This is a genomic window from Rhizobium sp. TRM95796 (assembly GCF_025779995.1).
Lineage (GTDB): Bacteria > Pseudomonadota > Alphaproteobacteria > Rhizobiales > Rhizobiaceae > Rhizobium_E.
On sequence record NZ_JAOXHE010000011.1, the window covers coordinates 64,297 to 78,029 of the forward strand.

The 13,733-nt window shown below is 55.7% G+C and carries 12 protein-coding genes; 10 read left to right on the forward strand and 2 right to left on the reverse strand.

What is annotated here, in order from left to right; genetic code table 11:
* Positions 1 to 5: 5 nt before the first annotated feature.
* The 5 genes from OCK01_RS21225 (at position 6) to OCK01_RS21245 (ending at position 4,853) form a co-directional block, all read left to right on the forward strand.
* Positions 6 to 752: an amino acid ABC transporter ATP-binding protein gene (locus tag OCK01_RS21225; protein ID WP_263825690.1), complete on the forward strand. Its 747-nt coding sequence runs from the start codon at positions 6 to 8 to the stop codon at positions 750 to 752.
* Between the two features lie 30 nt (positions 753 to 782).
* Positions 783 to 1,787 carry a succinylglutamate desuccinylase/aspartoacylase family protein gene (locus OCK01_RS21230; RefSeq protein ID WP_263825691.1) on the forward strand — a complete coding sequence of 335 codons (1,005 nt, stop codon included), beginning with the start codon at positions 783 to 785 and terminating at the stop codon, positions 1,785 to 1,787.
* Between the two features lie 101 nt (positions 1,788 to 1,888).
* Positions 1,889 to 2,839, forward strand: coding sequence for a LysR substrate-binding domain-containing protein (locus OCK01_RS21235; protein ID WP_263825692.1), 951 nt, complete (start codon positions 1,889 to 1,891; stop codon positions 2,837 to 2,839).
* 65 nt (positions 2,840 to 2,904) lie between these two features.
* Positions 2,905 to 4,068: an adenosylhomocysteinase gene (locus OCK01_RS21240; protein ID WP_263825693.1), complete on the forward strand. Its 1,164-nt coding sequence runs from the start codon at positions 2,905 to 2,907 to the stop codon at positions 4,066 to 4,068.
* Positions 4,069 to 4,427: 359 nt separating this feature from the next.
* Entirely contained in the window at positions 4,428 to 4,853 is a 426-nt protein-coding gene (locus OCK01_RS21245; protein ID WP_263825694.1) for a DoxX family protein, read from the forward strand.
* 342 nt (positions 4,854 to 5,195) lie between these two features.
* On the opposite strand, the gene OCK01_RS21250 is transcribed toward OCK01_RS21245, so the two are convergent.
* Both OCK01_RS21250 and OCK01_RS21255 read right to left on the reverse strand, forming a co-directional pair.
* Positions 5,196 to 6,113: an ROK family protein gene (locus OCK01_RS21250; RefSeq protein ID WP_263825695.1), complete on the reverse strand. Its 918-nt coding sequence runs from the start codon at positions 6,111 to 6,113 to the stop codon at positions 5,196 to 5,198.
* 256 nt (positions 6,114 to 6,369) lie between these two features.
* On the reverse strand, positions 6,370 to 7,698 hold the full coding sequence (locus OCK01_RS21255) for a phosphodiester glycosidase family protein (RefSeq protein WP_263825696.1): 1,329 nt from the start codon (positions 7,696 to 7,698) through the stop codon (positions 6,370 to 6,372).
* 622 nt (positions 7,699 to 8,320) lie between these two features.
* Here OCK01_RS21255 and OCK01_RS21260 point away from each other — a divergent pair.
* The 5 genes from OCK01_RS21260 to OCK01_RS21280 all read left to right on the forward strand — a co-directional run bounded on the left by OCK01_RS21260 (position 8,321) and on the right by OCK01_RS21280 (position 13,678).
* Positions 8,321 to 9,205 carry a carbohydrate ABC transporter permease gene (locus OCK01_RS21260; protein ID WP_263825697.1) on the forward strand — a complete coding sequence of 295 codons (885 nt, stop codon included), beginning with the start codon at positions 8,321 to 8,323 and terminating at the stop codon, positions 9,203 to 9,205.
* Entirely contained in the window at positions 9,202 to 10,044 is an 843-nt protein-coding gene (locus tag OCK01_RS21265; protein ID WP_263825698.1) for a carbohydrate ABC transporter permease, read from the forward strand. The genes OCK01_RS21260 and OCK01_RS21265 overlap by 4 nt, the downstream gene beginning before the upstream one ends.
* A 20-nt stretch (positions 10,045 to 10,064) precedes the next feature.
* Entirely contained in the window at positions 10,065 to 11,285 is a 1,221-nt protein-coding gene (locus OCK01_RS21270; RefSeq protein ID WP_263825699.1) for an ABC transporter substrate-binding protein, read from the forward strand.
* Between the two features lie 68 nt (positions 11,286 to 11,353).
* A complete protein-coding gene (locus OCK01_RS21275) occupies positions 11,354 to 12,487 on the forward strand; it encodes an ABC transporter ATP-binding protein (RefSeq protein ID WP_263825700.1) in 1,134 nt (377 codons plus the stop codon).
* Positions 12,488 to 12,532: 45 nt separating this feature from the next.
* Positions 12,533 to 13,678, forward strand: coding sequence for an ROK family protein (locus OCK01_RS21280; protein ID WP_263825701.1), 1,146 nt, complete (start codon positions 12,533 to 12,535; stop codon positions 13,676 to 13,678).
* Positions 13,679 to 13,733 lie beyond the last annotated feature (55 nt).

Here is a 13,733-nt window from a genome sequence, read left to right on the forward strand (position 1 = left end):
CTACAATGGTCGTCACAGAAAAACACCCCGCTGTGCAGGTGCGGCGGCTAAACAAGTGGTTCGGCACATTCCAGGTCCTCAAGGAGATTGGTCTTGAGGTGCGGCAGGGCGAACAGATCGTTATCTGCGGCCCCTCTGGCTCAGGCAAATCAACGCTCATTCGCTGCATCAACCAACTGGAATCTCACCAGGAGGGGGACATTGTCGTGCATGGCCGCGAGGTTAGCTCGAAGGCAGCCCGGCTGCACGAACTGCGCCGCGATGTCGGCATGGTCTTCCAGCACTTCAATCTATTTCCGCATTTGACGGTGCTCAGGAATTGTACGTTGGCTTTAACGCGGGCGAGGGGCATCGCCCGTGCACAGGCTGAGGAGGTCGCCATGGCGATGCTCAGGCGGGTGCGCATCAGCGAGCAGGCTAGCAAATACCCTAGCCAGCTTTCCGGCGGTCAGCAGCAGCGCGTCGCGATCGCACGGGCGCTCTGCATGAATCCCAAGGTTATGCTCTTCGACGAGCCAACCTCCGCTCTTGATCCAGAAATGATCAAGGAAGTTCTCGATGTCATGCGCTCGCTCGCCGAGGAGGGCATGACGATGATTTGTGTGACGCATGAGATGGGTTTCGCCCGCGAGGTCGCTGACCGGATCATCTTCATGGACGCCGGCTCGATCGTCGAAACCGCGCCGCCCGCTGAATTTTTCGCCAATCCGCGGCATGAGCGCACGCGCACTTTCCTGCATCAAATTCTATGATTTTTCCAAGCATTCCAGAAAGGAACACAAATGGCCGCCACCCGTGCCTGGACCAGGATCGATTTCGAACAGGACGGAAAGCAGTCCGATTACATGCGCGTACCGTTCTCCTCGGATAAATCCGCCTATGGCTGGATCCCGGTCCCGATGATCTGCATCCGCAACGGCGAGGGGCCGACCGCCTTGTTGACGGCGGGCAACCACGGTGACGAATACGAAGGCCAGATCGCCCTGCTCGAACTAGCGCGAACGATCACCGCGGAGGAAATTCGCGGCCGGATCATCATTCTGCCGGCGCTGAATTATCCGGCCGTCGTCGCCGGGCGGCGCGTTTCGCCTCTCGATGAAGGCAACTTGAACCGGCTTTTCCCGGGCGATGCCAACGGCGGCCCGACGGCGATGATCGCGCATTACGTCGAGACCGTGCTTTTCCCCCTGTCGGATATCGTCATCGATCTCCATTCGGGCGGAAAATCACTGGATCACTATCCGGTGGCGCTCGCCCGTCCGGGGCTTACCCCGGAAACGACCACGAAAATCCGCGCGCTTCTCGAAGCTTTCGGGGCACCATATAGCGTGGTGACGACAGGAGAGGGCGGTGGGGCGGGGAGCACGCTTTACGCCGCGGCAGAACAGCATGGCATTCCGGCGTTGACCACAGAGCTTGGAAGCGGCGGCACGTTGTCGGCACGAGGCCTATCAATCGCCGTGAACGGCGTGCGGCGCGTCCTCAAGACATATGGAATTGCGCCGAACGTTGTGGCAGAGGTTTCTCCAGGAACGAAATTTATGCGTTCGCTAAGCCGCAGCGGCTCCATCTACGCGCCGCGCAGTGGGCTTTTCGAGCCACATGTCGAATGCGGAGAGACTGTCGTCAAGGGGCAGGATGCCGGTCTTTTGCATTCGTTCGACAACCCACTCGCCGACCCCGAAAGACTGGTTTTTGAAGTCGATGGCGTTGTCATCTGCCGCCGCTTCCCCACGCTGACGGAACGGGGAGACTGTTTATACTCGCTGATGGTCCAAGCTGGCTGATACGGATGCGGAACGACTACTTAGAGGGAACGTGAAGTAGAAACTTCTTGGTCATCCGGACCGGCTAAGACAAAGATCGACCTTTTGGAGGCGAAGCAGTCATGGCCCGGGATGAAACTGTAATCAATGTGGTTCATCGAACGCGCGCAGCTTCGATCCCTCTCAATGCGGTGCGCGTTTTCGATGCGGTCGCAAGGTGTGGCAGCCTGAGGGCCGCAGCGGAGCAGTTAGGTGTCGTCCCTGGCGCGGTGCGTCAGCAGATGGCGAGCCTTGAGGATAATCTGTGCGTAACGCTGTTAGCGCGAGAAGGCGGACGGGTGACGCTTACAGATGCAGGCCGAAGGTTTGCGGATGCGGCGGCCGTCGCGCTAAATATACTTATTCGCGCTGCTGATGAAATCTCCGATGCAGGGCGTCGCCAGCGTATTCGACTCGGCGTGCCAATGCCTATGGCCACCAAATGGCTGATGCCGCGCCTCTCGCGACTAATGGAAGATCTACCGAAACTGGATATTGACATCATCCCGGTCGACCTCGCCTTCACGCTCGCGGATAGGCCTGACCTCGACGCGCTGATCGCGGGCGGCGAATACCGGCCGCTACCGGATATCGCTGCCTTCAGCTTTATGAAGGATGAGTTTGGCCTTGTCGGCGCGCCGGTAGAGGCGGACAAACTGTTGGTGGCAAGCAATACAACCAAGATCGCGGCCACCACCGCAATCATCGCCCGCGACACAGCGCACCTGCTCGACGACTGGTTCCGCGAAAGCGGCATGCCGCCGTTGCGGTTCCAGAAGCGCTACGAGACAGAGACGTTGGACCTCGCCATCGCTGCTGCCAAGGCTGGGCTTGGCATTGTCGCGGCGCCACGCGCTTCTATTGAGGGCGAGCTGGAAGAAAACAAGCTTGTGGCCCCGTTTGGTTTCGTCACCCGCCCTGTAGGATATCGATTGTGCTGCCGCAGTGTGGACGCCGATGGCATGGCAATCGGCTCGCTACGAAAATGGCTTATGCATGAAGGTGCAGATAAATTGCCCTTAGATGCACAATAATGTCCCTGTCGGGCCCCGCGGAAAATGCTCTATCTGCCAGCGACCAAGAGACCGGAGGTAGTGCCATGCAACAGGGACAGCAATTTTCGCGCATTGATTGGGTCGCCTCGAGCTGTCGACTGCTGCAGGGCATCGCGGCTGAATTCACCGTAACGCGGCCGTTCGCCGGCTTGACCATCGGCACTGCGATTCATCTGGAGCCGAAGACCGCTGCCCTGCTCATGACTTTGAAGGCCGGCGGCGCGCGTGTCATTGCGACAGGTAATCTTAACAGCACCCAACCGGCGACAGTCACCTTTCTCAGGGAAAACAGCGTCGCTATCGTCGGCGAGCAGACCCGCGATGCCAGCGCCCATCATGCCTTCATCGACGCGCTATTGGATGAGAAGCCCGACCTGCTGCTTGACAATGGTGGCGATCTCTTTGCCCGTTTTTTAGAACGTCCCTATGACAGCTTAATCGGCGGCACTGAGGAAACCACATCCGGCCGTACCCGACTAATGCCGCTGCGCAGTGATCTGGCGCGACCGATCCTCGTCATCAACGACAGCCCAATCAAGCAGTTCGCCGAAAACCGGCATGGGGTTGGCCAGAGCCTGTTCGAAAGCTATCTGCGCTTTACCAACCGCTCAACAAACGGCAAGCGTGTGCTCGTTTTTGGGTACGGCGCCTGCGGCAAAGGAACCGCGGCCTGCTTTCGCCACGGCCACAGCACAGTCAGCGTAGTCGATATCGATCCGGTTACGACGCTGGAGGCGCATCTTGACGGGTTCGCGACACCGCATCGCGACGAGGCGCTGCGGGCTGCCGACGTGATTGTCACAGTCACCGGTTATCCCAACATTGTTACCGCCGCGGACATGCCGCTCCTGAAAGACGGTGCCATTCTGATGAATGGAGGCCATTTCCCGCATGAAATTGACCGAGATGGCCTTATTTCCGATGCAGCTGTCGTATCCCTTGCAACCTCGCCAGAAGACATGATCGAGACGCTGGCGCTTGCCGACGGCCGCCGCATTCATCTCCTCGCGGCCGGTCACATGGCGAATCTTGCCGGCCCCCGTCCGCTTGGCAATACTATCGAAGCCATGGATCTCGGCTTTGCTATGCAAGCTCGTTGCCTCGAGCGAGTGGCGAGCCGAACCCTCGGCCCCGACGACTGCCTTATCCCTGTTCCGACAGATGTTGATCGGCTGGTCGCAACCGCATTCCTCGATCTGAACCGTTAAGAGGTAGACTGTGGCCATATGTTGATGCCGCAATCTCTCTAGCCGACGATCGTGTTACGGTTTCGGTTAACGCGGTCTTATTGTGAAGTTGCAGCCGGAACGAAGCGCGACTTCACGGGCAGGATGTGTCCCCGCTCAATCCACCTACCTCCATCGTGACTTTTTGGATGCTCGGCGCAGAAATCGGGAGGGCGGGCCTGTCCCACAGCAATAATAGTGAGCGTGGCAAGGGTGCGACGGTCTGTCCCGCTTTTGGGGACATCGCGTAGCAAGTTCGATGGCTAGTGAAAGGGCCATTCCGCAGGCATCGTCTTAATACGGATGCGGAACCATCCAGACCAACCAACGGAGAAATCAACATGTCTGACACTCGCTATCTTCCTCTCGCCGGCCGCCTCCTCATCGGTCTTCCCTTCCTGTTCTTCGGTCTCGCCAAGGCCGCCACTTTTGCCAAGACCGTCGACCTTGTGCAGATGGTCGGTATTCCGCTTCCTCTGCTCGGCGCAATCGGCGCGATCACGCTCGAAATCGGCGGCGGATTGCTGCTGGTCGCCGGCTACAAGGTCCGGCCGGTCGCCGCTCTGCTCGCCATTTTCACCCTGGTGACCGCCTATTACTTCCACAGCAACCTCGCCGATGAAAACACCATGGTCCACTTCTTCAAGAACGTCATGATGACCGGTGGCCTGCTACAGGTCGTGGCTTTCGGAGCAGGCGCGCTCAGCCTCGATGCCTATTTCGCCAAGCGCGATGGACCTTCTGCGGCCGCTGTCTACGCAAACTGAACGTCATCCACCGCCCGTACCACCCAAAGAGCCGGACATGCGTGATCGCTGTCCGGCTCTTTCTTCTGGCTATCTTGCGAAGACCTCAGGTGTTCCTATCCAAGCGACGGCGAGTGCCTCTTTCGCTAGCTAGTGTCGGTCAACCCAATACGGCATGTTCATCTCATGAGATGGTCAACCTGCAGGTGAAAGGTTGGCATTGAAGAGCAACGTCACCGCCTTTGGAGCTGATCGGCGCCCGCTCGACCGCCTCTCGGCTATGTCAAGGGTGGTTTTTGTCCGAGTTTCGCATGGAAAGTTCACGGATAGAAATTGGGTTCAGTATTTATAGCCTCCGAAATACTAGAAGGTTCGCCCTGTTGCCATGATCGCAGCGCCGCGGGCACCGGAACTGTCGCCATGCATGGCCGTGCGGATGGCGGGCATCTGCATCTCACCAAGCAGCAGGGCTTGAAATGGGGCTTGCAGTCGTTTCGCGACACCCGGTATCCGCGCTAGCCCTCCACCCAGAACGATGCAGTCGGGATCATGTGCAAGCTGAATGATCAGTAGGAATTCCGCAGCAATCCTCAGCCACTCCGAGAGCACTTCCGCAAAGTTCGGCTCACCGGAAAGTGCCGCAGTGACGATTTCCTCTGCTCTCATTGGTCGACCTAGTCGGTGTTTACCGATAGCGGCAAGGCCGGTCCCTGAGATATATTGCTCGAAACACCCGACTCGGCCGCAACCGCACGTCCAGAGCGGCAAACCTTGTTCCAGCACCGCGGATGCCGGAACCATAATATGTCCGACCTCCAACGCCGAACCATTCAGCCGTTTGGTGAGGCGGCCGCTAAATGTCAGTCCAGCGCTTACGCCAGTTCCTAAAATCAGCCCGATAACGGTATCGAAGCCTTCACCCGCACCGCCATTGGCTTCAGACAGAGTAAATGCTTGGCAATCATTCATCACCGGAAGTCTGCGGCCGATCCTGTCGCACAACAGCGCTCCGATATCATGGCCGCTCGCCGGAAGATTGGAGGTAAAGGCTCGCCCGGTTCTGGTATCAATAAGGCCTGGCAATGCAACGCCGACTGGCAGTTCCCTACGTTCGCCGGACAGTTGTTCAAGCCACCGCACCTGCGCGGCCAGAACATCAATGAAATCGTCGAGCCGCTCCGTTGGCGTTGGGACGCGCCGCAGGTCCAAGGTTGTCAGATCTTCGGAAAACAGCCTCGCCTCGATCTTAGTGCCGCCTATATCGATGCCGCCGCAGATCATGGATGCACCGAATAACGCGTGACGCAGGAAACGAGAGGCGGCAGATCCCGACGGCCGACGCCTGGATTGTCGCTACATTTTCTTTCACTGCTTAAGGCTTCGGAAATGTGTCGCAGCGCCGATGTCTTACGGTGAGCGAAGGGTATTGTTACGCGGCCGGGACATCCCACCTGCCGATCGATAGCGACTTTCATTGAAATATGGCTCCTTGGCAAGCAAGACCTCGTTTGTTCTACGCGAGCAAAAGATGCGGCCATCAGGACGCTCGTTTTAACGTGAGCTTCAGCGCTAGAGGGATGGGACGGTCGTAGTCAGCAAATGTATCGGAGAACGCTTTGCAGAAATCGCCCGGACGCAAAAGTGCGCCTCCAAATGGTCTGAACAACTGCGCCGATCCACCTCCGTCTAAGTGGATACCATGAACTGCTCCCTCCAATCGCAACTGGTCTGCCAAGTCGTACAGCGTAGCGCCTTTGACCGGTGTCTCCAGGAATGCCGATTGGCCTTCAATCGCGAGAAGAAAGCAACTCCCGTCAGCCCTAATGCCGGCGCCAAGACGTGCTGCACGGGTATGGTGCCAATCCGCTTTCCAACTTGCTGGTGCCGGGTATGCCATGTCGCCGACCGCGGACTCGAGATGCATCCCTTCACGGACGAAGAAACGGTCATCCATTGGTATCGCACCGTCTTGGACGATAGACGGTCCTGCTTGGACAGCCTCGAGCAGAGCTTTCACACCGAGATTGTACATGAGAGGAACTCCATCCCTCAGGGCAGCTATGACTTCTTCTGATGGCGCTTTTGGAAACACCAGCACGCACCCTGTGCGCGGGATCGGGGTTGATCCGCCCTGCGCCACCGCTACTGCGTGTCGTCCAACAATCACTATCTCAAATGTGTCTTCGTTGGCTGGTGTCAGGCCGCCCGGAGCCCCAAAACCTCGAGCGAGTGCTACCGGGTGATTAGCGAATTTATCGTGATCGAAAGCCCCGAGTGGATGGGCATCAATCTGGGCACCGTTTGGTAGAGAGATGCTGAGGTCGCTAAATGCGAATTTCTCGATGCTGATCGATCCGTTGCCAAAGCAAAGGCACGATCGGCCCGTTTGGGGCGGGGACACTATCTGACCATTTGATATGATAAGTCCGACAGGATCGCCGAACGCCTCAAAAGGGGTATCGAGCTCTTTGTGCTCGAACAAAAAGTAGTTCGCATTCGCCAGCATTTCATCAAAGTCGATGGTGGCGCTCCTCAGGCGCATCAAATCCAGTTGGGCAACCGGAGCGGGGAGCGTCTCAAGTTCCTGCTTACGTCTACTCCACCAGATGTCGGCGACCGACAACCGATCCCTTTCGTACATATCAAGTGTTTGAACGACGCGCTCAGCCCAAGCCTGGATTGTTCCTCCCGATATCCCAGGTGTCGACCGATGAACTGCCGCTCTCGCAGAGGGATGAGGTACGGCAAAGGCATCCGGGCGCAAAAGTCTTATAGCGGCGAGGGCGAGGGACGCCTGCGAGACCTGTGGGCTGACAACGCCGTCACCGTAGACCTCGACGCTAAAGCCTTCGATGTTCACGATCACTCTGTCAGTCACCATCCCCTCGGATAGAGTGACCTGTTGCTTTGAAACTGCATTAGCGTGCTGTCGAATTTTTAGATTCACGTTTTTTCTGCCAATCTTTTATCGCTGGTGATGTTGCCTCGCACCGAAACTAAGTCGGTTTAACGCACATTTCAATTCCATAATGGAATTAATGGCCGATCTGCATTTAACTTCAAGCCATCACGTCCTCCAGCCGGCATAAACCGCGCGGTTCGTTAGGCCTGCGTTGGCTGCTCATATCACATGGTGGCGCAAATAGTCGACTTGACCGGCACAAATAAATATTATATTCCCTTCTGGAATTAAAAAGACGGGAACGACAATGCGCGAAGTTAGAGGACGTCCTTTGCTCAGGCAAAGGCTTTAGAATCAATAAAATTGGCGGCCAGTCTGGTGGTGCTCCCCTAGCAAATCGCGATGATGTCCGGGGTATCACCCTTGCCAACCAAGCAGATGTTGTGGGGCCAAGCTTCGGCAGGTGTGTAGTGGGAACCGTTCCAAAATTAGTTCGGTCGCACATCCTTGCCGCATCCTAGACCAATCGTCGGCCCTCTCGCGAGCGGCTGTGCTTGCAGACGTCAAATAGAGAGTTCATACAAAGATGAAACAGAGGTCATTCGACTATTTCCCCTATCTCCTGCTGGCGCCGGCGGTCCTGTTGAGCGTCCTCATCGTGGCTTGGCCATTTGTAGAGACGTTCCGGCTCTCCTTTACAAATGCAACGATGGGCCCAAATGTCCGCTTTGTTGGGCTTCTCAACTATAAGAAGATGTTCGACGACGGCTTTCTTCAGGTCATCGCCAGAACATTTGTCTGGATGGCAGTTTCGGTCAGCTTAAAGATGCTCCTCGGTCTCTTGGGCGCCGTTCTCCTGAACGCAGCCGTTCCGGGACGAACGCTTGCAAGACTTTTGGTTATGCCGCCCTGGATCGTTCCCATCGCCATCAGTGCGTTCATTTGGAGCTGGCTATACAATGGGCAGTACGGAATGATCTCCGGCGTAGCCCAAAATCTAGGGATTTTAGCGGGTCCTTTTGAGTTTTTAGCCTTTCGCAATTCTGCTTTCATGGCAGCTATCGTTGTCGATGTTTGGGTCGGTATTCCTTTGGTAAGCCTTTACCTGCTTGCAGCGATGCAAAGCGTGCCATCCGATCTGCACGAGGCTGCCTGGACCGATGGGGCCGGCCGCTTCTATCGCTTTCGGCGTATAACGCTTCCTCTGATTGCTCCCTCGATCGCAACCATCTCTCTGCTGTCAGCCATCTGGACGTTCAACTCCTTCGAGATCATCTGGATTCTCACTGAGGGTGGGCCTCGCGACGCCACAACTACAATGATTATAGACACCTACAAGTCAGCGATCTCACGGTTCAAGTTCGGGGAAGGCTCTGCCCGCGCAGTCATGATCGTCCTCTTCCTAGCGATTTTCTCGCTCGCCTATTTTCTGTTGTTGCGACGCATCACTGCCTCAAAGGAAAACTCATGATCAATAAATATAAATGGTGGGAAATCCTCCTCATATACGTCGGATTGGCAGCGTTGTTGCTTTTCATGTTGGCGCCGTTTATCGAAGCTTTCCTGGTTTCTCTTCGGCCGATCGACGGCCTCTTCTCCGTCCCCTATCGCTTCTTTTCGGGCAAGATGAGTTTCAAAGCCTATCTCGACATGTGGTCGACGGTGCCGATGCTGCCTCGTTACATCTTCAATTCATTGTTCATCGCATTGGCAATTGCCCTACTCGGTCTAACTGCGGTGATACCTGCAGCCTATGCGTTTGCACGATACGAGTTCAAGGGAAAGGGCAGCCTACTTGCGGCGTTTCTGGCCATCAATATGGTGTCAGGTGCGGTGTTGATCATTCCCTTGTACAAGGTAATGCAGTCCCTGGGACTGCTGAACACATATTTAGCAATCATTCTACCCGGCACGGCATTCAATATTCCAACGAAGATATGGCTCCTACGCTCCTATTTCCTGAAGATTCCAAAAGAACTTGAGGAAGCCGCGTTGGTCGATGGGGCGAGCCGTCTGTACACGCTCCGACGCGTGATTATTCCCGTGGCAATGCCGGGTATCATCGTGGTAGCTGTCGCCGGTTTTATCTCTGGATACGCGCAGCAATTCATCTACGCGATCACTTTCAACTCGAAGAGTGAAATCAATCCTCTTCCTGTTGGCCTGTTTCAGTTCTTTGGCCAACAAGAAATTCTCTGGAACCAAGTCATGGCAGCAAGCCTCGTCGGCATCCTGCCCGTGATGGTCGTTTACGCCTTTCTACAGAAATACGTCGTTGCCGGCCTTACGTCTGGCGCAGTGAAATCCTAGTCATCCAAGGGGAGAAGACCATGCATAAATTATTTGCCCTAACGATCAGTGCAACGGCGATGGTTCTCGCGTCGGCGCTTTCATCGCTGGCTGCAGACAAGGCAATCCACATGATTCGGTGCGGCGCCGATTCCGGTGGTGGTACCCCATCGCAGAACAGGGCCGTGGCCGATTGGGAGGCGGCAAATACCGGCTTCAAGGTCAACGTCGAGTACGTCCCATGGGGGCAATGTGAGAACAAGGCAATGACGCTGGCCGCAGCTGGCAACCCTCCTGCCGTTGCGTATATTGGCTCGAGAAACCTGCCTCAGTTGATGCAGAACGACATGATCGTTCCAGTGAAGTTCACTGCGGACGAACTATCCATGTACGCGCCACAGGTCATCAAGACCGTCACGATCGACGGCGAGACATGGGGAATCCCGCGCGCGTTCTCTAGCAAAGCACTTTTTTACAACAAGGATCTGTTTTCAAAAGCTGGACTGGATCCGAACTCACCACCGGCCACCTGGGCTGAATTCGTCGCTGCCGCTAAAGTCATTACAGAGAAGACAGGGGCTATGGGTGTAGGTATCCCTGCAGCGTCTTTTAACAACACGATGCATCAGTTCCTGGATCTGGTCTATTCGAACGGCGGGAGCGTTTTGAACGACAAGGGTGAGGTCGTCTTCAATTCTCCTAACAACATCGAGGCAATGCGTTTGGTCAAGGATCTTGTTCCTTACGCGCAACCTGGCCCAATCGCGTATGACCGCGTGAAGCTGAGCCCGCTCTTCAGTGAAGGCCGCCTCGCAATGTTTATATCCGGCCCTTGGGAGCGGAAAGCTCTCCCCAAAGGCCTGAATTGGGCGACTGCTCCGGTGCCACACGGTCCGCGCGGCAAGAGCGGAAGCACCCTCATATCCGACAGTTTGGTTGTTTTCAAAAAGACGGGTGTCGAGGAACAAGCCGTGTCTTTGGTAAAGTTTTTGACCAGTCCTGACAATCAGTTGGCATACGACATTGGTCAGGGATCTATGCCTGTGCGGTTCAAGTACAAAACAGAAGAACTGATCGCAGCAGACCCGAACTGGACGACGTTCTTCAATTCAGTCGAAAATGGCGGCCCGGAGCCACTCGTCTCCGATTTCATAGCGATGCAGGACGCAATCAACGCAGCCATTCAGGCAGTCGTGCTCGGAGAATCCAACCCGGAAGACGCTGTATCGACCGCAGCTGGCAAACTGGATGCAGCAAAATAGCGATCCAGCCCAAGTCGGCACGCGCGACACGTGCGGACCACCATATTCCACAGTTAAGGAAATTCGTAATGGGTAGTCTTTCTATCAAAGGCTTGCGTAAAGCCTATGGTCCCGTTGACGTCATAAAGGGCGTCGACCTGTCCATCAAACACGGCGAATTTGTCGTGTTTGTCGGACCGTCTGGATGTGGCAAATCCACTCTTCTCCGAATGATTGCCGGGCTGGAGGAAATCAGTAGCGGAGAGCTGCGCATCAACGATGTTGTTGTAAATGATTTCGCGCCCGTGAAGCGGGGAATTTCGATGGTTTTCCAGTCATATGCGCTTTACCCGCATATGACTGTCTTCGAAAATATCGCATTCCCGCTGCGAGTAGCAAAGGCTTCATCGGGGGAAATTGAGAGCTTGGTCAATAAAGCTGCGAAGATTTTAAAGTTGGAAGACCGCTTGCAGCACAAGCCATCACAATTGTCCGGTGGACAAAGGCAGCGCGTCGCCATTGGCCGCGCGATCGTACGGGCGCCTGAGGTGTTCCTGTTCGATGAGCCACTTTCAAACCTAGATGCCGCACTCAGGGCCGAGATGAGGGTGGAATTAACGTCACTTCATCGGGACCTTGGCGCAACGATGATCTACGTCACCCACGACCAGGTCGAAGCGATGACCATGGCAGATCGTATCGTGGTTCTAGACAAAGGGGGCATTAGCCAAGTCGGTTCCCCGCTCGACCTGTATCACCGCCCTCAAAACATGTTCGTTGCCGGCTTTATTGGCAACCCCAAAATGAATTTTATTCCGGTAACTTATGAAGGGCGAACAGCGGGTTCGATTGTCGTGCGGCTGCCGGGAGGTAGCCAGTTTCAAGTGCCGGCAGACCCTGCGGCCGAAGGAGACTGGCAGAATCTGATCTTAGGCATTCGCCCGGAACATATAAGACTTGAGCCCAACGACACGGTTCTGGATGTTATTCCGCATGTCGTCGAGAAACTTGGAATTCACACGGTCAGCTATTCTAAAGTCGATGGGAACCACGACGTGAGCATCACAACGCTCGCTTCCGGATCCCTCCCACATCAGCCTGGTGAGCGCTTCCGTGTCGGCTTCAAAGCTGCGGATTGTCATCTCTTTGACGAACGCGGTCTTGCAATCAACCGGCGACATGTTGTTGAAGGCGGACCCATTCAGGCGGAACGGGTTCAATAGTAACCGAGTCCTGCGTTTGTACAATGTGAGAGAAGGCGAGAGAACTTGAACAAGCTAGGCTTGGAACTCAATGACAATCAGAGACGGTTTCTTGGGCAGGTAATCCGCAGGCCGAATGTGCGTCGCCACGAGCTAGCCGCCGAACTGGGTTTTTCACCTCAAACCGCCATGAGAGTCGTCCAACCGCTCATCGAGGCGGGGATAATAATCGAATCAGATGAGCCTACGGGCGTTCGGGGCAAACGACCTAAAATAACGGAGTTTGTGCGCAGTTCGCTCCTGACTGTTGGGATCGTGCTCGCCCCCGACCGAATTACGGTAAGTTTCAGTGATCTGAATGGTCAGATCATAAGTCGAGAGACCGTTCGGCAGGAGTTCACGCGATCACGGCAACAGCTTGGTGTGATCGAGGAACTCCTCGCTGACCTGTCAATGGATCTTCCACAAAATGCGCGTGTTGTGTCATCAGGTGTTGCAGCCTCAGGATTCTTTCTCGAACGGGGAAGACGCATTGTTTCTCGAGTTGATCCGGGCGGGTGGGCTGAAATCGATCTTAAGCAAAAGATCGAGCAACTGACGGGTGTTCCTACCGCGATTGAGAACGATGGGCATATTATTGCGACGAGCATCCTCGAAGAGGACCGTCGCCAAAATTTCATAGCCATCTTTCTTGATGCCCGTATCGGGGGAGGGATTGTCGCAGATGGACGCTTGGTGCACGGCCACCATGGCAACGCCGGAGTGGTCGGTAGGCTTTTCAAAGAAGGAAGCGAGCGCCCCAGTGAGCCTGGCCTCAGGCGGGCATTGCAGCTTGACGATTGGGATAGCTGGAAAGGGGTGTCGAGCTTATCCTCAAACCGCGAAACGGAACTCAATCGCTGGTTGGACGACATCGGAAAACAGTTCACCGATGCGCTCAACCAAGCGCTGTCACTATTTGATTTCGAAGCTGCGTACATTTGCTCTCGCATACCACAAGACATTCTTGAGATGTTGGCAAGCCGGATACAGTTCATCCCGCTTGGTGCGAATCTAGATTTTGGGTTGGAGAGGTCGTTCGTAATGCCAAAGCCAATTGTGGTGGGTCGACGTGTCGAAAACTTTGCTGGAATGGCTCACACACTCGCGGCCCGACTTTTCCTGAATCCACCTCTTGGGTCGACCGCCATCGCTGTCGATCGAGGAAGATAAGCGTAACATCTTGGGCGCTTGAGACGCGTGGCGCGGTTGATCTCGCTCCGTGACC

Coding starts and splice junctions, on each gene's coding strand:
- OCK01_RS21260 (WP_263825697.1), top strand. CDS start 8,321: ATGAAACAGAGGTCATTCGACTATTTCCCCTATCTCCTGCTGGCGCCG.
- OCK01_RS21245 (WP_263825694.1), top strand. CDS start 4,428: ATGTCTGACACTCGCTATCTTCCTCTCGCCGGCCGCCTCCTCATCGGT.
- OCK01_RS21225 (WP_263825690.1), top strand. CDS start 6: ATGGTCGTCACAGAAAAACACCCCGCTGTGCAGGTGCGGCGGCTAAAC.
- OCK01_RS21265 (WP_263825698.1), top strand. CDS start 9,202: ATGATCAATAAATATAAATGGTGGGAAATCCTCCTCATATACGTCGGA.
- OCK01_RS21250 (WP_263825695.1), bottom strand. CDS start 6,113: ATGATCTGCGGCGGCATCGATATAGGCGGCACTAAGATCGAGGCGAGG.
- OCK01_RS21230 (WP_263825691.1), top strand. CDS start 783: ATGGCCGCCACCCGTGCCTGGACCAGGATCGATTTCGAACAGGACGGA.
- OCK01_RS21270 (WP_263825699.1), top strand. CDS start 10,065: ATGCATAAATTATTTGCCCTAACGATCAGTGCAACGGCGATGGTTCTC.
- OCK01_RS21235 (WP_263825692.1), top strand. CDS start 1,889: ATGGCCCGGGATGAAACTGTAATCAATGTGGTTCATCGAACGCGCGCA.
- OCK01_RS21275 (WP_263825700.1), top strand. CDS start 11,354: ATGGGTAGTCTTTCTATCAAAGGCTTGCGTAAAGCCTATGGTCCCGTT.
- OCK01_RS21240 (WP_263825693.1), top strand. CDS start 2,905: ATGCAACAGGGACAGCAATTTTCGCGCATTGATTGGGTCGCCTCGAGC.